Below are 18,148 nucleotides of genomic sequence, written 5' to 3' on the forward strand. Positions count from 1 at the left end.
GGGAATCTTTACCGCCGACCGGACGTTGACCGGATGACGACGACAGCGACACCTGTCCTGTGGGCGACAAGCCCGGGAGGCACGATTCATGAGTGAGCGAGCTCTTCGCGGCACGCGCCTCGTGGTGACCAGCTACGAGACCGACCGCGGCATCGATCTGGCCCCGCGCCAGGCGGTGGAGTACGCATGCGAGAAGGGGCATCGTTTTGAGATGCCGTTCTCGGTCGAGGCGGAGATTCCGCCGGAGTGGGAGTGCAAGGTCTGCGGAAGCCAGGCACTCCTGGTGGACGGGGACGGCCCCGAGGAGAAGAAGGGCAAGCCGGCGCGTACGCACTGGGACATGCTCATGGAGCGGCGCACCCGCGAGGAGCTGGAGGAGGTGCTGGCCGAGAGGCTGGCCGTCCTGCGCTCCGGCGCCATGAACATCGCCGTGCATCCGCGCGACAGCCGGAAGTCCGCCTAGCGGACGAGCACGGCAAGCAAGACGCCGCGGGGCCCGGTACACATCTCGTGTACCGGGCCCCGCGGCGTTCGTGCGTTTGCTTACGGCGTCAGCGGCGGGCGGGGGTCCTGGGGCTCGCGAGGCCCCTGGGGCGCGTCGTCGCGGATGACCTCACCCGGCACGACCTTTCCGTCCGGTCGGTGAATGCGGGCCTGCTGAAAGGCGTCCTGGAGGCTTCCCGGCGTCGCGGCGCGCATCCGGCGCTCCACTGCCTTCTCCGCGTACCGGCCAAGGGCCGAGCGGACCTGCGGCACGAGCAGCAGCAGACCGGCCGCGTCGGAGATCAGGCCGGGGATCATCAGGAGCAGGCCGCCGAGCATCAGGAAGCCGTTGCGGTCGTCCGCGCCGGTCCGGCTCGGAGCGCTCGGGGCGACGCCGCTCTGCGCGGCCGCCTGGGCTTCCTTGAAGGTCTCCGTGAGGTTGGCGAACGCGCGCCGCCCGGCCTTCTTGACGACGGCCGCGCCGAGCACGGCGCCGACGACGAGAAGGAAGAACACGGTCAGCCCGCCGACCGCGCCTGCCACCACCGTCAGCAGCCAGATCTCCAGGACCAGCCAGACGGCGAGCGCGAGTGGAAGGAAGGTACGCGCGCGGGAGCGCTTCGGGGCGATGGGAGGCGGTGAGCCGGTCGTCATGTCCCCCAGTGTGCCTGGCCCGCCGCAGGAACGTCGTAAACAGGAACGCCGCAAAGGGCAGATCAGACGGAAGGCAGATCAGACGGACGGCGGCTCAGCCGGAAAGGGAGATCAGCCGGACTGCTTGCGGCCGAGCAGCTTGCCGACCTTGCGGGCCCGGTCGCCGATGCCCCAGCCGGCGACCCGCCAGACCGCCTCGACGAGGATGTCCTTGCTCATCTTCGAGTCGCCGATCTCGCGCTCGACAAAGGTGATCGGGACCTCGACCACGTGGAAGCCGGCGGCGACCGCGCGGCGGGCCAGGTCGACCTGGAAGCAGTAGCCGGCCGAGACGACCTGCTCCAGGCCGAGGCCCTCCAGGGTCTCCCGGCGGAAGGCCCGGTAGCCGCCCGTGATGTCGCGCAGCGGCAGGTCGAGCAGGACGCGGGAGTAGAGGCTGCCGCCGCGGGAGATGACCTGGCGGGACTTGGGCCAGTTCACGATGCGGCCGCCGGGCACCCAGCGGGAGCCGAGCACGAGGTCGGCGCCCTTGAGCGCGGTCAGCAGGCGGGGCAGTTCCTCGGGCTGGTGCGAGCCGTCGGCGTCCATCTCGACCAGGACGCCGAAGTCGTGCTCGATGCCCCAGCGGAAGCCGGCGAGGTACGCGGCGCCGAGGCCCTCCTTGCCCTTGCGGTGCAGGACGTGGACGTGGTCGTCGTCGGCGGAGAGCTCGTCGGCGAACTTGCCGGTGCCGTCGGGGCTGTTGTCGTCGGCGACCAGGATGTGCGCCTCGGGGACCGCTTCGCGCACCCGGGCGACGATCGGCTTGATGTTCTCGGCCTCGTTGTACGTCGGAATGATCACCAACGTTCTGCCGAGCGGGCCGTACCGCCGCTGCCCACCGTCGTTCACTGCTGCCCCTTTGACGTCCTTACGCGAGTCCCCACCATAGCGAGGTCCCTGCGCGGGGTCGTCGGCGCGGGCGCGTGCGGGCACGTGCTGGCGCGTGCGGGCGCCGCTTCGGCCCGGTACGGGGCGTCGCGGGTGCGGTGCGGATAGGGGCCCGGCGTCCTTCGGGCCGACCTGGGACCCGCTGGCTGCGGGTCGACCGAGAGCCGTTGTCTACTGAACGCCCGGGCCCCACCCGGATCGCACCCTCCGCCGGAAGAACCTTCCCTCGCCCCCGAGGCGCGGGCGCTGAACCTGGCTCCGAGGCGGTCGCGCCGTGCGGCGCGATCGCTCCCATGACCCAGCGGCGTTCGACGACTGCGTGGAGGTGTGAACCGGTCGGACGTCCCGTGGTGGACGCGCCGAACCTACCGGCCGGTGGCGGCTTCCTGTCAACACTCGTTTGACCTGCGCCGACGACGGGAAAGGCCAGGTCAGCGAGGAAGATCCGCAGGTCGCGGCGGAACTCTTCCGGCGTGTTTCCGCGGTACGAAATGTCCCAATGTCACACGTTCGGCCGCGTGAACACGGTTTGTCCGGAGACCACCGTCCGCAGGCAGACGGGGAGTTCCCGGCCGGGGGTCAGATCGGGCAGACCGGGCGTACCGGAGCGCGGATCGGTCGACCAGCGGGCCACCCGGTCGTCGGGCGCCTGCACCACGAGCTCGCCGGTGCGCCAGACCGCGTAGTCGGCCGGCGCGCCGGGGACCAGGGCGCCCGCGTCGTCGCGGCCGACGGCCCGCCAGCCGCCGCGCGTGTGGGCGGTGAAGGCGGCCCGGACGGAGACCCGGTGCTCGGGGGTGCGGTGGAAGGCGGCGGCCCGGACGGTGCCCCAGGGATCCAGCGGGGTCACCGGGCTGTCCGAGCCGAGGGCCAGCGGGACGCCGGCGCGCAGCAGGGCGGCGTACGGGTTGAGGGTGCGGGCCCGCTCGATGCCGAGGCGCTCGGCGTACATGCCGTCCTCGCCGCCCCAGGCCGCGTCGAAGGCCGGCTGGACGGAGGCGGTGAGGCCGAGTTCGGCGAAGGCGGCGACGGTCTGCGGGGTGAGCATCTCGGCGTGCTCGACGCGGTGCCGGGCGGCCCGGATCCGGGCGAGCCCCACCTTCTCGGCGGCGGCTCGCACGCCCTCGACGACCGAGGTCACGGCGGCGTCGCCGATGGCGTGGAAGCCGGCCTGGATCCCGGCCTCGGTGCAGGCCACGACGTGGGCGGCGACGGCGGCCGCGTCGAGGTGCGCGATCCCGGTGTGACCGGCGGCGGCGTCGGCGTACGGCTCGTGCAGGCAGGCGGTGTGCGAGCCGAGCGAGCCGTCCACGAACAGATCGCCGGCCGCGCCGTGGGCGCCGAGCGCGCGGGCCCGTTCGACGTCGAGGTCGGCCCAGTAGCCGACGACCCGCGGTCCGGGGCCGTCGAGCGAGAGCAGACCGGTGAAGTCCTCCTCGGAGGAGATCTGCGGGCCGCCGCACTCGTGCACCGTGCCGATGCCGAGGGAGGCTGCATGGGCGAGCGCGGCGCGCTGGGCCTCGGTGCGCTGCGCGGGCGAGACGGCGGCGTACGCGGCGGCGCGCACGGCGTGGTGGGCGTCGCCGGTCAGCGGCTCGCCGTCACGGAAGCCGTCGAGCGCGCGGACGCCGGGGACGAGGTCGAGCAGGGCGGTGGTGACGACGGCCGAGTGGACGTCGATCCGCGTGAGATAGAGGGGACGGCCGCCGGTGAGCTCGTCGAGCTCGTCGCGGCGCGGGGCGCGCCGTTCGGGCCAGCGCGCCGCGTCCCAGCCGTGTCCGATGAGGATCGGGTCGCCCGGCCGGGCCGCGCTGTACGTGCGGATCCGCTCGGCCGCCTCGGCGAGCGACCGCGCGCCGGACAGGTCGAGCCCGGTCAGGGCGAGGCCGGTCGCGGTGGTGTGCACATGGGCGTCGACGAAGGCGGGGGTGACCAGCGCGCCGTCGAGGTCGATCACTTCGTCGACACCGTCGGCGAAAGCGTCGGCCGCTCCCTCGGAGCCCACCCAGGCGACGTGCCCGCGCTCCACCACCATGGCGGTGGCGAAGGGGTCTGCGGGGCTGTGGACTTCTCCCCTGCGCAGCAGGACGGTGCGGTGCGCGTCCTCGGGGAGGTTCTGGGTCAGGCTGTCGGTCATGGTGACCAGCCTAGGGAGTGGCCGGGGCCGGTACGGACGACCCCCGGCGGACGGCGGCCCGGACCGCGCCACGGCCCGGCCCCGCGGGCTCCCTCAGATGCGCGGCGGCCTGGCCTCGTACGGGGTGGACAGGACGACCGTGGTGCGGCTGGAGACGCCTGCCTGGGTGCGGATGCGGGTGAGCAGGTGCTCCAGCTCGAGCGGGGTGGCGACGCGCACCTTGAGGATGTAGTTCTCGTCGCCGGCCACGCTGTGGCAGGCCTCGATCTCCGGGATGTCGGCGAGCCGGTCCGGGGTGTCGTCGGGGGCGCTGGGGTCGAACGGTTTCACCGAGATGAAGGCGGTCAGAGGAAGGCCCACGGCCTCGGGGTCGACGACCGCGGCATAGCCGCGGATCACCCCGCGCTGCTCGAGGCGCCGGACGCGCTGATGCACCGCCGAGGTGGACAGGCCGGTGGCCTTGCCCAGGTCGGTGTAGCTCATGCGCCCGTCCTTGACCAGCAATTCGACGATCTGACGATCCAGCTCCTCCATGCGGTCAACTTACGGCCCCGGGTGCGGATCGGCACAGTCGGAGGGCACCCCAAAGCGCACCAATGGGCACGTGCGCGGCATCTGCCCGGCACCTGCGACGGGCATGTGACGAATGCCACAGCTCCGCGACGGAGTGGATCGTGACCTCGCGGTTACCGCGCGGGCGCGATGGGCATTGCTTGCTGTGGTCGAGGCCATACGTACTGGTCGACCCACCCGAGGGGGAGATTCTCCATGCAGGAGCCTGTTGATTCCGTCGTGATCGCCGAGGACGACGTCCTGGATGCCTACGACACGTTCGAGATGTACCGGGTCGTCTGCCCGGACTGCGCCCAGCCGATCGCGCTGCTCGCGGACGAGGACGTGCTCCCGGAGCACGCGCTCTGCCCGACGCCGTGGAACCCGTTCACGCTGACCGTCTGCCCGGGCACCGGTCGCGCGGCCGCGGACGCCCTTCCGGCGGACGAGACCCGCGAGGTCCAGGAGCAGGACACCGCCCTCCTGCTGACGCTCCCGCAGGGTCTCGACTGGCGGATGCAGCCCTTCTCGCACGTCGGCGGTCCGGGCTCGCGTCCGATCAAGGTGCCGCAGATGCGCCGCGCCGCCTGACGGCGACGCCGCAGCAGTCCCTCCGCACCACCCCTACCAGTAGTCCCCGCGCACCATCGCTTCCAGAGTGGCGTGGTGCAGGATCAGGCTGTCCACGTCCTCGGCGTTCGCCGGCACCTCGACCTCTCCGAAGTGCGCCTGCCGGTACGCGACTCTGAGCATGACGATCGCGTGCCGCAGGGCCGCGTAGAGGGTGTGGAACTCCATGTCGCGCGGCGTGTGGCCGGTCAGTCCGGCGTAGCGCCGCTCGACGTCCTCCCGGCGCAGGAAGTCCGGCAGTCCGGGCTGGCCGAAGCTCACCGTGAGGTCCTGGAAGAACCGGTGCAGGTAGACGGTCCAGCCGAGGTCGACCTCGCGCGGGGCGTACCCGGCCATCTCCCAGTCGAGCACGGCTGCCGGTTCGAAGCCGTCGTAGACGATGTTCCCGATGCGGGCGTCGCCCCAGTTGAGCACGGCGGGTCCCTCGTCCGCGGGCCAGTGGTCCTCCAGCCAGGCGAAGGCGGACTCGATCAGCGGCGAGGGCGCGAGTCCCTCGACGACCCAGGCGTAGTAGGCGCGTTGGGCGTCGACATGGCGGCGCAGCGGGCTGCCGTCGCCGGCCGGCATGAGGAACTCGGCCTCCTTCGCCGGGAACTGGTCGTGCAGCCGGGCGAGGACGGCGACCGAGGCGGCCTCCAGTCGGGCGCGTTCGGCGTCGGTGGCGGAGTGCAGCCAGTTCCCCTCGTACGTGTAGGGCATGACGTCCGGCGGGACGCGGCCCTCGGCCCGGGCCATCACGAAGAACGGCGCGCCGAGCGGGCCGGGGTCCGGCTCCAGCCAGAGCACCTGGGGCACGGGCAGGTCGGTGTGCTCGCCGACCAGCCGCATCACGCGGTGCTGCCGCTCCATGTCGTACACCGGGAAGATCGTGTACGCGGCGGGGTCGGCGGCCAGCCGCAGGGCGCAGCCGCGGACCGGGGCGTCCGGGTGGTCGACGGTGAACAGCAGGGTCTCGCTGGACATGCCGTTGGAGCCGGGGACGGCGAGGTCGGTGATCCTGGCCCCGGGCAGTTTCGGGTCGAGCCAGGCGCTCAGCCGCCGGCCGAGCTCCTCGGGGTCGCGGGTGGTGGTGCGGGGGCGGGGTGCGGTGGCCATGGGCTGCTCCTCACTCGGCGGTGGCGGTGTAGTCGGCGAAGCCGCTGGGGTCGTGGCGGCCGAAGGATCCGTGCTCGAAGATCCCGTATCCGGTGCGGCCGTCGAGGGTGAAGCGGGCGGCGTGGTCGGTGACGCCGAAGGCGGCCATGGGGTGGGCGGCCGGGTCGGAGAGGTCGTACACGCGGCGGTCGGTCCAGTCGCGGCCCTGCCAGGTGCCGTGCTGCCAGTCGGCGGAGGGCGGGTAGCCGGCGCCGACGGCGAGCGGGGAGGAGGCGAGGATCTCGACGCCGACCTCCAGGGGCTTGCCGGCCGGGTCGGCGAGGTGCACGACGGCGCGTTCGGGGTGCCGGGTGCCGGGGCGGTAGGCGATGTCGGTGCGGGGCCAGCCGAGTTGGGCGTCGCGCTGCCCGTCGCGCACGAGGACGGCCTCGTTGAGGGTGCGGTAGCCGTCGGCGTCCTCCTGGACGATGACCATGACGAAGCGGTCGTCGAAGCGCATCGGGATCCAGAGCCAGTGGAAGCCCTCGGGGCGGAACTCGTCGGCCCGGCCGGGCTCCTCGCCGGGGATGGGGCGGACGCCCCAGCTGCGGTCGCGGGTCCCGGTCCACTCCCCCGCGGTGACGGTGAACTCCTCGCCGCCGGCCCGGATCACGCCGGTGCAGTGGCCGGCCTGGACGAAGCGGCGGCCTTCGAGCGTGAGCCGGTCGCCGCGGCGCTGGGTGTGGTGCGGTTCCCAGAGGGCCGGGAAGTCTCCGGTCCAGGTGAGATCGAAGGAGAGGCCGTCCGGGTCGTCGGGGTCTGCGGCGCAGTGCAGGGTGAGCCGCTTGAGGGGCTCGTCGACGGTGATGCGCAGTGGGCCGACGGCGAGGTTCATCCGGTCGTCGCCGAGCGCGTCGGAGGCGCGGACCGCGTGCAGCCGGTCGCCAGTGCGCAGGGTGGCGTAGGCGTCGATGACGCCGGTGTTGGGGTAGACGCCGAGGCCGGCGATGAGCAGGGCGCGGCCGGCGTGGTCGAAGACGTGGAAGATGCACCGGTCGTAGGCGTTCCGATCGCCGCTGACGTGGTGCTTCATCGACAGCGGCGCCTGGTGCACGGGGTACTCGTCGAGTGCGACGGGCCGATCGTCTGACACGTGTGACCTCCTGGTCGACCAAGGGAAGTTGACGGTACGTCAGAAACTCCTCGATCGACCAGAGCCGTGCGCGCCCCGGCTTCGCCGCCGGCGCCGGGGTCACGGCCTCCCCGGCATCCGGGTAAGGGGCGAACCTTCGCTCGAATGCCCGCGAGGGTGACCCGGCCGGGGCGGTGCGCGTTGAGCCGGGCATGACCTCGACCTACACCGCGCCGAGCGGGTACGGACGCTGGCGCCGGGTGGACACGGGCGCTGAAGAATCGGTTCCGCAGCCGGCCCCGCCGCCCGCCGACCCGCCCATCTACCAGGCGCTGCTCCGCCAGTGGGCGAGCCACGGCCGCACTCTGCCGGGCCGCCGCGACCCGGAGTGGACCCGGCTCGCCGCCGCGCCGATCTGGGCGGACCGCACGGTACGCGCCAGCGGGGTCAGCGGGACTCTGGTCCCACGACCTGTCGTGCGATGACCATCCGCTGGATCTGGTTGGTGCCCTCGACGATCTGCAGCGCCTTCGCCTCCCGCATCAGCCGTTCCACCGGGAAGTCCGCGGTGTAGCCGTAGCCGCCAAGCACCTGCACCGCGTCGATGGTCACCTGCATCGCGGCGTCCGAGCAGAACAGCTTGGCCATCGCCGCCTGCTTGGCGAACGGCCGGCCCGCGTCCCGTACCCGGGCCGCCTCCAGGTACAGGGCACGCCCCGCCTCGATCCGGGTCGCCATGTCCGCGAGCAGGAAGCGCAGACCCTGGAAGTCGGCGATCGGCCGGCCGAACTGGCGTCGGTCGGTCGCGTACGCGACCGCCGCGTCGAGCGCGGCCTGTGCGACCCCGACGGCGCAGGCGGCAATGCCGAGCCGTCCGGAGTCCAGCGCGGCGAGCGCGATCGTGAAGCCCTGCCCCTCCTCGCCGATCCGGCGCGCGTCGGGCACCCGCACCCCGTCGAAGTGCAGCTGGGCGGTGGGCGAGCCCTTCATGCCCATCTTCTTCTCGGGTGCGGCGGCGGTCAGCCCGGGGGCGTCCCCGGGCACGAGGAAGGCGGTGATCCCCTTGGGCCCCTCCTCGCCGGTGCGCGCGAGCACGGTGTAGAAGTCGGCGACCCCGCCGTGCGTGATCCACGCCTTGGTGCCGGTGATCACCCAGTCCTCGCCGTCGCGGACGGCCCGGGTGCGCAGAGCCGCGGCGTCCGAGCCGGAGGACGGCTCGGACAGGCAGTACGCGCCGAGCAGCCCGCCGCCGAGCATCGCGGGCAGATGGGCGGCCCGCTGGTCCTTGCCGCCGAAGTGGGCGAGCGCATGGCAGGACAGGGTGTGCACGCTGACGCCGAGCCCGACGGTGAGCCGGACGGCGGCCAGCTCCTCCAGCATCTGCAGATAGACCTCGTACGGCTGATCTCCGCCGCCGTAGGCGGAGTCGTACGGCAGCGCCAGCAGGCCGGCGTCGGAGAGCAGCGCGAAGACCTCACGGGGGAAGTGCCCGGCGGCCTCCTCCTCGGCGGCGCCGGGCGCGATCTCGCGCTGGGCGATCTCGCGGACCAGGGCGAGCAGGTCCCTGGCCTCGTCGGTGGGCAGTCGGCGTTCCACCTGCTGCGGGGCGCGGTCGGACATGGCGGCGTGCTCCTCCCTGTCGGGCGCGGCGGCGGCGCGCGGGGTCGGCGGCGCCGCCGTGACTCACAGGCCGATGCTGCCCGTCCGGATCACGGATCGCGGCGACCGGCGGCTGTGGCGGGAGGAGTATGCCCGTTCGGCGGGTCGGTCAGGCCCGCCGCCCGGCCCCGGCGGTGGCTCAGCCGATGCCGACGGCCGCCAGCGCCTTGCGCTGCGCGGGAGTGGGGTGCGCCGGGAAGTACACGTAACAGACGCCCCCGGTGCCGGAGACCACCTTGCCGCTCGCGTTGTACCGCTTGGTGCGCAGCCAGATGTTCTCCCACTCGCGCCGGTGGTAGACCCGGCGGACCGCCTCGTTGTTCGGCGAGGCCGGGTCGTTGGCGACGACGTCGCCGGCGGCGGTGAAGCCGACGACGGTCATCAGGTGGCCGGAGGTGCCGTAGCCCGCGCCGGTCAGCTCCTCCTTGCGGAAGGACTGTGACGTTATGACCGGGATGCCCGCCGCGATCAGCGTCTCCAGCTCGGTGAGCGAGCGCAGCCGGGTGACGACCGCGCTCATGTCCTCGTACGTGGCGGCGTACGCGGCGTTGAAGGACCAGTTGCCGCAGCCCGCGTACTGGTAGTCGTACGTGAACCGGGCGGCGTGACAGACCTGCGGGTCGGCGAAGGCCGGGTTCACCCAGGTCAGCTGCTCGGCGGTGGGGCGGCGCCCCCAGTACTCGACGATCATCTGCGAGGAGGTGGGGCTGCACCAGGCCTCGCCGCCGTTGTCGTACTCCGGGTACTGCCCGACGTGGGTGTTCTGCGAGTAGCGCGGCACCGCCAGCTCCCGGCCGAGCCCGGGCTCGGAGGCGGGGACGGTGAACCGGTCCGGGATGTCCGAGGCCATCGCGCCGAGCCGCCACACCGTGGGGGTCAGACCCGAGCCGGGGGCGCGGTACAGGGTGAGGCGCAGCCGGTACGCGAGCAGGCGCAGCCCGCTCGCCGCGTCGTCGACGGCGAGGGTGTCGGTCCAGACGGTGCTCCGGCCGTCGGTCTGGTCGTCGACCGAGGTGCGCCGGATGTCGCCGTCGCCGGAGGCCCAGCGGCCGAGCACGTACCAGGGTGTCCACGTGCCGTCCGAGTACGTGCCGGTCAGCTCGACCTGGAGCCAGGTACCGGCCGGGGTGTCGGCGTTCCAGGAGGTGATGACCTCGGTGGCGGGGACGGTGGAGGCATGGACCGGGGAGGTCCAGGAGGCGTACTCCCAGGCGGAGGCTTTCCCGGTGTGCGGGTCGGTGTAGTCGGTGCGCCCGGCGGGGGCGTCGATCACCAGGCCGGGGCGGCGGCCCGCGACGGCCCGCACGCCGGCGGCGTCGCCGGAGCGCCAGTCGGTGTAGGAGGTCCAGGAGCTGTTGTCGACGAGGCCGGGCACGGGCACGTGACGCTCGGCGGCGTTTGGTGCGGCGGCGCGGTCGTCGGCGTTCGCCACGGGCGCGGCCGCTCCGGCCGCCCCTGCGGCGGCGGCGAGCGCGGCGGTCAGCACGGTCCTGCGCGGAGTGGAACTGGTCATGTGACCCCCGGTCGGGTTCGGCGGGAACGACGGATGAGGGACGGGGTGCTGATGGGCTTCGCGGTACGGGACTCCCGGCGCGGGTCTCGCCGCGCCGCGGGGGCCACTATCGCGGGTCGGCCACGGCTTCTGCCAGCACTGCGCACCGCGTCGTGCGAACCAATATTGGTCTCGACCACTGGCGTCCACGCCGGGCTGACCTGGGGCGGTGCCGCACCCCCTCGATACGCTGGGCCCATGGACCTCCTCGCCCACGCCGCCGCGCTGCGCGCCCTGCCGCCGTCCTGCGGGCCCGTGCGGATCGTCGCCGTGGACGGGCACGCCGGCTCGGGGAAGTCCACCTTCGCCGCCCGGCTCGCCGAGGCGCTGGGCGACGCGCCGGTCCTGCACCTCGACGACCTCGCCACCCACGAGGAGCTCTTCTCCTGGACCGACCGGATGCTGGCCGAGGTGATCGCGCCGCTGTCCCGGGGCGAGACCGCGCACTACCGCCCGTACGACTGGATCCTGCGGACCTTCGGACCGCCGCGCGCACTGCCGGCCGCACCCGTCGTGCTCGTCGAGGGCGTCGGGTCGGGCCGCCGGGCGCTGCGCCCGCATCTGGCGCGGCTGCTGTGGATGGAACGGGAGCCCGAGGCGTCCTGGATCCGGGGCAGGCACCGGGACGGGGCGGCGCAGTCCGCATTCTGGGACGGCTGGACGGTGGCGGAGACACGCCACTTCTCCATGGACCCTTCACGTCCGTTCGCGGACACGCTGGTACGCGAGGGACAGGTGGGGTACGAGTGGCTCCCGGGCCCTTCTGCGGCCTCAGGCCCGAACCAGATCATCACGCTTCGTGACGGCGTCCGGCCCCCGTACTGAGCAGTCGGACATCGACTTCCGAGAGTGCTCCAACTCGGCTTGACCGACGGGGCGTACAGGTCTTACGTTCTCAATGTGCGGCTTTTCGGAGCTGCCGCGGACGCGAAGCCCCCGGTTGTTCCCCCGTGATCGGGGGCTTCGTTCTGCCCTCGTTCGCCTTCTCCGCCGCACCGCGCGACCCTGTGCGCTTACCCAGGGTTATCGTCGCCGGATCGCTGCCGACTCCTCACTCGCACCCCTGCTGCGCAGGTACGATGCCCCAGGTGCGGTCAAATCCCGTCCACGAGAAGGCGGTTGGGTAGTGGGGGACCCGATGGACAGTGGCGCGCGCGGCGCGCTCGCCCCGGCCGAGCTCGCCTGGCTGCGCGGCGTCGACGCGTACACGATGGGCGCGTACCCGCAGGCCGAGGAGGAGTTCCGGGCCGCGGTGCGGATCGATCCCGGCATGGCGGACGGCTGGCTCGGACTGCACGCGCTGCGCGTCGACACCACCACCGCGCTGCTGCGGATGTACCGCAACCAGGATCGGTTCGGCGAGCAGCGGGCCCGCCACCGGCGCACCCTGAACTCCTGGTACTGGCTCGGCTGGTGGGTCCAGCCGGTCCTGGAGAGCCCGCGCGATCTGCTCCTCGCCCACGCCTCGCACTGGCTGGACGGCCGGCACGTGCCCGAGCTGGACCGGGCGCTCGCCGGGCTGCCGCCGGTCGACACCGATCCGCAGGTCCGCTTCCTGCACGCCTGCCGCGCCTACCTGGTCAAGGACTGGGACCAGCTGGTCCGGCACACCGAGCCGCTGGTCGAAGACCCGCTGCTCGGGATCGAGGCCGGGCTGTTCGGCGGCATGGCCCGGGTCCGCCTTGAGATGTACGCGCAGGCCGAGCCGCTGCTGTCCGCCGCGCTGATGCGCTGCCGCAGCGAGCAGCCGCAGCGCAAGGAGCTGCGGTACTGGCTGGCCCGGGCGCACGAGGGCACGGGCCGCAGCGCCGCGGCGCTCCCCCTGTACCGGGCGGTGCACCGGATCGACCCGGCGTTCATGGACACCTCGGCCCGGCTCGCCGCGATCGCGGAGTACGACGGCTTCGAGGGGCCCGACGACCCGGCCGGGTACGCCGCGGTGGCGCTCGGGGGCCTGGGCCAGGACAGCGTGGACGCGGACCGGGCCGAGACCGAGGGCCCGCTCGGGGAGGTGCTGCGGCTCGGCGGCGATCCGCTCCAGCCGCCGGTCGCCGGCGCCACACCGCCCGCGCCGCCGCCGGACGGGGTGCGCGAGAAGGCGGCCGTACCGGGCCGGCCGGTGCCGCCGCGCTTCCCGGCCGGCGCGACCGACCCGGCCCTGCTCGCCGAGGCGCTCGCCGAGCTGGAGCGGATGGTCGGCATGGAGCCGGTGAAGCGCCAGGTCAAGGCGTTGTCCGCGCAGCTGGAGATGGCCCGGCTGCGGGCCGACCAGGGGCTTCCGGTGCAGCCGCCGAAGCGCCACTTCGTCTTCTCCGGCCCCTCCGGCACCGGGAAGACCACCGTCGCCCGAATCATCGGCCGGGTCTTCTACGCCCTGGGGCTGCTCGGCGGCGATCATCTCGTGGAGGCCCAACGGGCCGACCTGGTGGGCGAGTTCCTCGGGCAGACCGCCGTGAAGGCCAACGAGCTGATCGACTCCGCCGTCGGCGGGGTGCTCTTCGTCGACGAGGCGTACTCACTCTCCAACTCCGGCTACAGCAAGGGCGACGCGTACGGCGACGAGGCCCTGCAGGTGCTGCTCAAGCGCGCCGAGGACAACCGCGACCACTTGGTCGTGATCCTCGCCGGCTACCCCGAGGGCATGGACCGGCTGCTCGCCGCCAACCCCGGGCTGTCCTCCCGGTTCACGACCCGGGTGGACTTCCCCTCGTACCGGCCGCTCGAACTCACCGCGATCGGCGAGGTGCTGGCCGCGGCGAACGGGGACGGCTGGGACGAGGAGGCGCTGGACGAGCTGCGCTCGATCAGCGGCCACGTGGTCGACCAGGGCTGGATCGACGAGCTGGGCAACGGCCGCTTCCTGCGCACCCTGTACGAGAAGTCCTGTGCCTACCGGGACCTGCGGCTCTCCGGCTACCCGGGCACCCCGACCCGCGAGGACCTGGCCACCCTCCGCCTCGCGGACCTGATGCAGGCGTACGGCGAGGTCCTGTCGGGCCGCGGCCCGACGGACCGCGACCCACAGGACCCGCCGGGGGCGTGAAGGGCGCTGGACCGGCGGAAGGCTGCCGCGCTCCCCGGGCCCGGCCACGCGCCCCGGCCGACGCCGGGCGCGTGGCCCGCGGGAGTCGGGTCTCTCGGCGACCCGTCCCGCGTCAGCCCGTGAGAGCCCTCGCCTCCGGGCGGGCGGCCGGTGGGACCGTCGCGCGGTGGGACGGGTCGCGGACCTCGCCGACCAGGAGTTCCAGGACGTCCTCCAGGGCGACCAGGCCGAGCATGCGGCCCGAGCCGTCGGCGACCTGGGCGAGGTGGGTCGCCGCGCGGCGCATCACGGTCAGGGCGTCGTCGAGCGGCAGCTCGGCCCCCAGCGTGGCCATCGGCCGCCACACCTGCTGCGGCACCGCCCGCTCCCGGTCCTCCAGTTCGAGCACGTCCTTCACGTGCACGAACCCCATGAACCGCCGGCCGCCGTCGCCGCGCACCGGGAAGCGCGAGTACCCGGTCCGCACGGTCAGCTCCTCGATCTCCCGGGGCGTGACGGACGGGCTCACCGTCACCAGGGCCGAGGGCCGGATGAGGACGTCCATCACCGGGCGGCTGCCCAGTTCGAGCGCGTCCTCCAGGCGCTCCTGCTCGGCCGGGTCGAGCAGTCCGGCCTGGCCGGCGTCCTCGACGAGCCGGCCGAGCTGGGTGCTGGTGAAGACCGCCTCCACCTCGTCCTTGGGCTCGACCCGGAAGGCCCGCAGCACGACCCGGGCGCAGGCGCCGAGCGCCGTGGTGACCGGGCGGCAGAGCCGGGCGAAGCCGACCAGGGCCGGGCTCAGCCAGAGCGCGGTGCGCTCCGGCGCCGCCATGGCCAGGTTCTTCGGCACCATCTCGCCGACGACGAGATGCAGGAAGACCACCAGCGCGAGGGCGACCACGTAGCCCAGCGGATGGATCAGGCCCTCGGGAACCCGGACCGCGTGGAAGACCGGCTCCAGGAGCCGGGCCACGGTCGGCTCGGCGACCGCGCCCAGGGTGAGCGAGCAGACGGTGATGCCGAACTGGGCCGCCGCCATCATCTGCGGCAGGTTCTCCAGGCCGTACAGCACCTGCCGGGCCCGCTTGCCGGGCAGCGGCTCGATCTGGCTGCGGCGCACCGAGACCAGCGCGAACTCGGCGCCGACGAAGAAGCCGTTCGCGACCACCAGGAGCAGCGCGAACAGCAGTTGGATCGCGCTCACCGGGCGGCCTCCGGGACCTTCGCCGTCCGCACCAGGCGGACCCGCTCGGCGCGGTACCGGTCGACCTGCCGCACGCAGAGCCGCCAGCCGGGCAGCTCGGCGCGGTCGCCGGGGGCGGGGATCCGGCCGAGCAGGTCCGCGACGAGGCCGGCGACGGTCTCGTACGGCCCGTCGGGCACTTCGAGGCCTATCCGGTGCAGGGTGTGCACCCGGCAGCTGCCGTCCGCCTCCCAGGCCGGCTGGCCGTCCTCGGCGGCGACGGCGGTCAGTTCGGGGCGCTCGTCGGCGGCGATGTCGTGCTCGTCGCGGACCTCGCCGACGAGCTCCTCGACGATGTCCTCCAGGGTGACGACGCCGGCGGTGCCGCCGTACTCGTCGACGACGACCGCGATCGGCTGCTCCCGCCGGAGCCGTTCGAGCAGCCGCTGCACCGGAAGGGTCTCGGGCACGAGCAGCGGCGGGACGGCGATCCGGCCGACGGCCGTGCGCAGCCGGTCGGGCGCGGGGACGGCGAGCGCGTCCTTGAGGTGGACCATGCCGGTGATCTCGTCGATGCGGTCCCGGTAGACCGGGAAGCGCGAGAGGCCGGTGGCACGGGTCAGGTTGAGGACGTCGGCCGCGGTGGCGTCGGCCCGCAGCGAGCTGACCTTCACACGCGGGGTCATCACGTGCTGGGCGGTCAGTCCGCCGAGCGACAGGGTCCGTACGAAGAGGTCCGCGGTGTCCTGTTCGAGCGCCCCGGCGCGGGCCGAGTGGCGGGCGAGCGCGACCAGTTCGCCGGGGGTGCGGGCGGAGGCCAGTTCCTCGGTCGGCTCGACGCCGAGCAGCCGGACGAGCCGGTTGGCGACCGCGTTGAGCAGGGCGATCACCGGCCGGAAGGCCGAGGAGAACAGGTACTGCGGTCCGGCGACGAACCGGGCCACCTGGAGCGGCCGGGAGACCGCCCAGTTCTTGGGGACCAACTCGCCGATCACCATCTGGACGGCGGAGGCCAGCAGCATGCCGGTCACGACCGCGACGCCGGGGACCGCCCCGGCGGGCAGTCCGGCCGCGGTGAACGGGCCGGCCAGCAGCGCGGCGAGCGCGGGCTGGGCGAGCATGCCGACGACGAGGGAGGTGATGGTGATGCCGAGCTGGGTGCCCGAGAGCTGGAACGACAGCTCGCCCAGGGCCTTGACGACGGTACGGGCGCGCCGGTCGCCGGCGGCCGCGGCCTGCTCGGCGTCGGGGCGTTCCACGGTGACGAGGCCGAACTCGGCGGCCACGAAGAAGCCGTTCGCGAGGATCAGGAGCAGGGCCGCGAGCAGCAGAAGCAGGGGGATGATCATGCCGCCGCCTCGTATGAGGGGGCGGCGCAGGTACTACCGGACGATCCGTCCATTGCCGGAGGGAGTCACTCCTCGGTTCGCAGGGAAAGGCCCCGCGGGCGGCCGGGGCCCGGTGCACGCGAGGCGGTGGCGCCGCTGGGCACCACCGCCTCCAGATTAGTCACGCCGGCCCGTCCGGGGGCAGGGGGTCGGCCCCGTATGGGGGACCGGGCCTCGCCCCCGGCGGCCGTCAGTCGGCGTCGGTACAGGTGCCGCGGGCGTCCGCGAGGGCGCGCAGCGCGCGGGCGTCGCGGATGGCCTGCTCCTTGGCGATGCCGGGCTGGATGCCGAGCGCGGGCAGGCTGGTGCCGTCGCTCAGGTCCAGGAAGACCCAGGCGTCGCCGGGCCGGAGGTTGACCTTGAGGATCTCCGCCCAGGCCAGCCGGCGGCTCCGGGTGATGTTGACGACCGTGACGCCCTCGTCGTCGGCGACGACCTTGGGGCGGCTGAGCAGGGACAGGATGCCGAGGAAGAGCGCCCCGGTGAAGACGAAGCTGACCCGCTCCGCCGGGCTGAGCCGTTCCAGCATCAGGGAGACGGCGGTGATGACGACGAAGACCACCGTCCCCAGGGTCAGCATGACGACGCGGGTGCGCTGCGGCCGGAAGGTGACCGGAAGGGCCGGGAGGGCCGGGACAGGGGTGTCGGACATGTGCGGCGGTTCCTTAGGCGGGCCGGGTGGGCCTCAGAGGCGGCAGGCGTGGATGGCCGTCGTGAGGATGGCCCGGGCGCCCACCTGGTACAGGTCGTCCATGACCCGCTGCGCGTCCTTGGCCGGGACCATGGCCCGGACCGCGACCCAGCCCTCGTTGTGGAGCGGCGAGATCGTCGGCGACTCCAGGCCGGGGGTGAGCGCGACCGCCTGCTCCAGGTGCTCGGCGCGGCAGTCGTAGTCCATCATCACGTAGCTGCGGGCGACCAGGACGCCCTGGAGGCGGCGCAGGAACTGCTGCACCTTGGGGTCGTCGGCCTCCGCGCCCGTGCGGCGGATGACGACCGCCTCGGACTTCATGATCGGCTCGCCGATGACCTCCAGGCCCGCGTTGCGCAGGCTGGTGCCGGTCTCCACGACATCCGCGATGATCTGCGCGACGCCGAGCTGGATCGCCGTCTCGACGGCGCCGTCGAGGTGGACGACGGAGGCGTCGATGCCCTCGTCGGCCAGGTGCTTGGCGACGATGCCCTCGTAGGAGGTGGCGATGGTCATTCCGCCGAAGTCGCCGACGTCCTTGGCGGTGCCGGGCCTGGTGGCGTAGCGGAAGGTGGAGCGGGCGAAGCCGAGCTGGAGGATCTCCTCGGCGTTGGCCCCGGAGTCCAGCAGCAGATCGCGGCCGGTGATGCCGATGTCGAGCTTGCCGGAGCTGACGTAGATCGCGATGTCGCGCGGGCGGAGGGAGAAGAACTCGACCTCGTTCTCGGGGTCCACGAGCACCAGCTCCTTGGACTCCTTGCGCTGCTGGTAGCCGGCCTCATGGAGCATCGCCGACGCAGGTCCGGACAGTGAACCCTTGTTGGGGACGGCGATGCGCAGCATGAGACGGGCTTCCTTTGTTCGTGCCTGTGTGACGGGGGCGGTACTCAGAGGTGGGCGTAGACGTCGTCGAGGGAGATCCCGCGGGCGACCATCATCACCTGGACGTGGTACAGCAGCTGGGAGATCTCCTCGGCGGCGGCTTCCTTGCCCTCGTACTCGGCGGCCATCCACACCTCGGCGGCCTCCTCGACGACCTTCTTACCGATGGCATGCACACC

Annotated in this window: 18 protein-coding genes; 5 read left to right on the forward strand and 13 right to left on the reverse strand. The window is 73.1% G+C overall.

Annotated elements, in window-relative coordinates; all coding sequences use genetic code 11:
* Positions 1-88 precede the first annotated feature (88 nt).
* The gene (locus VIU94_RS02060; RefSeq protein ID WP_026278069.1) at positions 89-463 is read left to right on the forward strand and encodes an RNA polymerase-binding protein RbpA; all 375 of its coding nucleotides are present in this window, start codon (positions 89-91) and stop codon (positions 461-463) included.
* Between the two features lie 80 nt (positions 464-543).
* Here the strand turns inward: VIU94_RS02060 and fxsA are convergent, their stop codons facing one another.
* From fxsA to VIU94_RS02080, 4 genes are all read right to left on the reverse strand, one after another.
* Positions 544-1,137 (reverse strand): FxsA family membrane protein, encoded by a 594-nt coding sequence (gene fxsA, locus VIU94_RS02065; protein WP_331906852.1) that lies wholly within the window; start codon positions 1,135-1,137, stop codon positions 544-546.
* A gap of 111 nt (positions 1,138-1,248) precedes the next feature.
* On the reverse strand, positions 1,249-2,028 hold the full coding sequence (locus tag VIU94_RS02070) for a polyprenol monophosphomannose synthase (RefSeq protein WP_331906854.1): 780 nt from the start codon (positions 2,026-2,028) through the stop codon (positions 1,249-1,251).
* 541 nt (positions 2,029-2,569) lie between these two features.
* Entirely contained in the window at positions 2,570-4,204 is a 1,635-nt protein-coding gene (locus VIU94_RS02075; protein ID WP_331906856.1) for an amidohydrolase, read from the reverse strand.
* A gap of 93 nt (positions 4,205-4,297) precedes the next feature.
* Entirely contained in the window at positions 4,298-4,738 is a 441-nt protein-coding gene (locus tag VIU94_RS02080) for an Lrp/AsnC family transcriptional regulator (RefSeq protein ID WP_116162068.1), read from the reverse strand.
* A gap of 234 nt (positions 4,739-4,972) precedes the next feature.
* Here VIU94_RS02080 and VIU94_RS02085 point away from each other — a divergent pair, with 234 nt between their 5' ends.
* Positions 4,973-5,347, forward strand: coding sequence for a hypothetical protein (locus VIU94_RS02085; RefSeq protein WP_331906858.1), 375 nt, complete (start codon positions 4,973-4,975; stop codon positions 5,345-5,347).
* 33 nt (positions 5,348-5,380) lie between these two features.
* On the opposite strand, the gene VIU94_RS02090 is transcribed toward VIU94_RS02085, so the two are convergent.
* Complete coding sequence (locus VIU94_RS02090; RefSeq protein ID WP_331906860.1) at positions 5,381-6,481, reverse strand: phosphotransferase family protein; 1,101 nt, start codon at positions 6,479-6,481, stop codon at positions 5,381-5,383.
* A 10-nt stretch (positions 6,482-6,491) separates the two neighbouring features.
* The gene (locus VIU94_RS02095; protein WP_331906862.1) at positions 6,492-7,613 is read right to left on the reverse strand and encodes an Rv3169 family protein; all 1,122 of its coding nucleotides are present in this window, start codon (positions 7,611-7,613) and stop codon (positions 6,492-6,494) included.
* 191 nt (positions 7,614-7,804) lie between these two features.
* On the opposite strand from VIU94_RS02095, the gene VIU94_RS02100 reads away from it, so the two are divergent.
* Complete coding sequence (locus VIU94_RS02100; protein ID WP_331906864.1) at positions 7,805-8,077, forward strand: hypothetical protein; 273 nt, start codon at positions 7,805-7,807, stop codon at positions 8,075-8,077.
* Here VIU94_RS02100 and VIU94_RS02105 read toward each other — a convergent pair.
* Together VIU94_RS02105 and VIU94_RS02110 are read right to left on the reverse strand one after the other, a co-directional pair.
* Positions 8,040-9,212 carry an acyl-CoA dehydrogenase family protein gene (locus VIU94_RS02105; RefSeq protein ID WP_331906866.1) on the reverse strand — a complete coding sequence of 391 codons (1,173 nt, stop codon included), beginning with the start codon at positions 9,210-9,212 and terminating at the stop codon, positions 8,040-8,042. The two genes, VIU94_RS02100 and VIU94_RS02105, sit on opposite strands and share 38 nt — an antisense overlap.
* 178 nt (positions 9,213-9,390) lie before the next feature.
* Positions 9,391-10,764, reverse strand: coding sequence for a C39 family peptidase (locus VIU94_RS02110; RefSeq protein ID WP_331906868.1), 1,374 nt, complete (start codon positions 10,762-10,764; stop codon positions 9,391-9,393).
* Positions 10,765-11,001: 237 nt separating this feature from the next.
* Between VIU94_RS02110 and VIU94_RS02115 the strand changes: the two genes are divergently transcribed.
* Positions 11,002-11,628, forward strand: a complete 627-nt coding sequence (locus tag VIU94_RS02115; RefSeq protein ID WP_331906870.1) for a uridine kinase family protein — start codon at positions 11,002-11,004, stop codon at positions 11,626-11,628.
* Positions 11,629-11,941: 313 nt separating this feature from the next.
* Positions 11,942-13,846 (forward strand): AAA family ATPase, encoded by a 1,905-nt coding sequence (locus VIU94_RS02120; protein ID WP_331906872.1) that lies wholly within the window; start codon positions 11,942-11,944, stop codon positions 13,844-13,846.
* A gap of 112 nt (positions 13,847-13,958) precedes the next feature.
* Here the strand turns inward: VIU94_RS02120 and VIU94_RS02125 are convergent, their stop codons facing one another.
* The 5 genes from VIU94_RS02125 to VIU94_RS02145 all read right to left on the reverse strand — a co-directional run.
* The gene (locus VIU94_RS02125; RefSeq protein WP_331906874.1) at positions 13,959-15,029 is read right to left on the reverse strand and encodes a hemolysin family protein; all 1,071 of its coding nucleotides are present in this window, start codon (positions 15,027-15,029) and stop codon (positions 13,959-13,961) included.
* Positions 15,026-16,357, reverse strand: a complete 1,332-nt coding sequence (locus VIU94_RS02130) for a hemolysin family protein (RefSeq protein WP_331906876.1) — start codon at positions 16,355-16,357, stop codon at positions 15,026-15,028. Before VIU94_RS02130 ends, VIU94_RS02125 begins: the two co-directional genes overlap by 4 nt.
* A gap of 229 nt (positions 16,358-16,586) precedes the next feature.
* Positions 16,587-17,048 (reverse strand): PH domain-containing protein, encoded by a 462-nt coding sequence (locus VIU94_RS02135; RefSeq protein WP_331906878.1) that lies wholly within the window; start codon positions 17,046-17,048, stop codon positions 16,587-16,589.
* 33 nt (positions 17,049-17,081) lie between these two features.
* The gene (gene hisG / locus VIU94_RS02140) at positions 17,082-17,930 is read right to left on the reverse strand and encodes an ATP phosphoribosyltransferase (protein WP_331906880.1); all 849 of its coding nucleotides are present in this window, start codon (positions 17,928-17,930) and stop codon (positions 17,082-17,084) included.
* Positions 17,931-17,974: 44 nt separating this feature from the next.
* On the reverse strand, positions 17,975-18,148 hold a 174-nt coding region (locus VIU94_RS02145; protein WP_331906882.1), incomplete at its 5' end, for a phosphoribosyl-ATP diphosphatase.

The sequence above is a fragment of the Streptomyces sp. genome, assembly GCF_036566765.1.
In the GTDB taxonomy this organism is placed as follows: Bacteria; Actinomycetota; Actinomycetes; order Streptomycetales; family Streptomycetaceae; genus Streptomyces.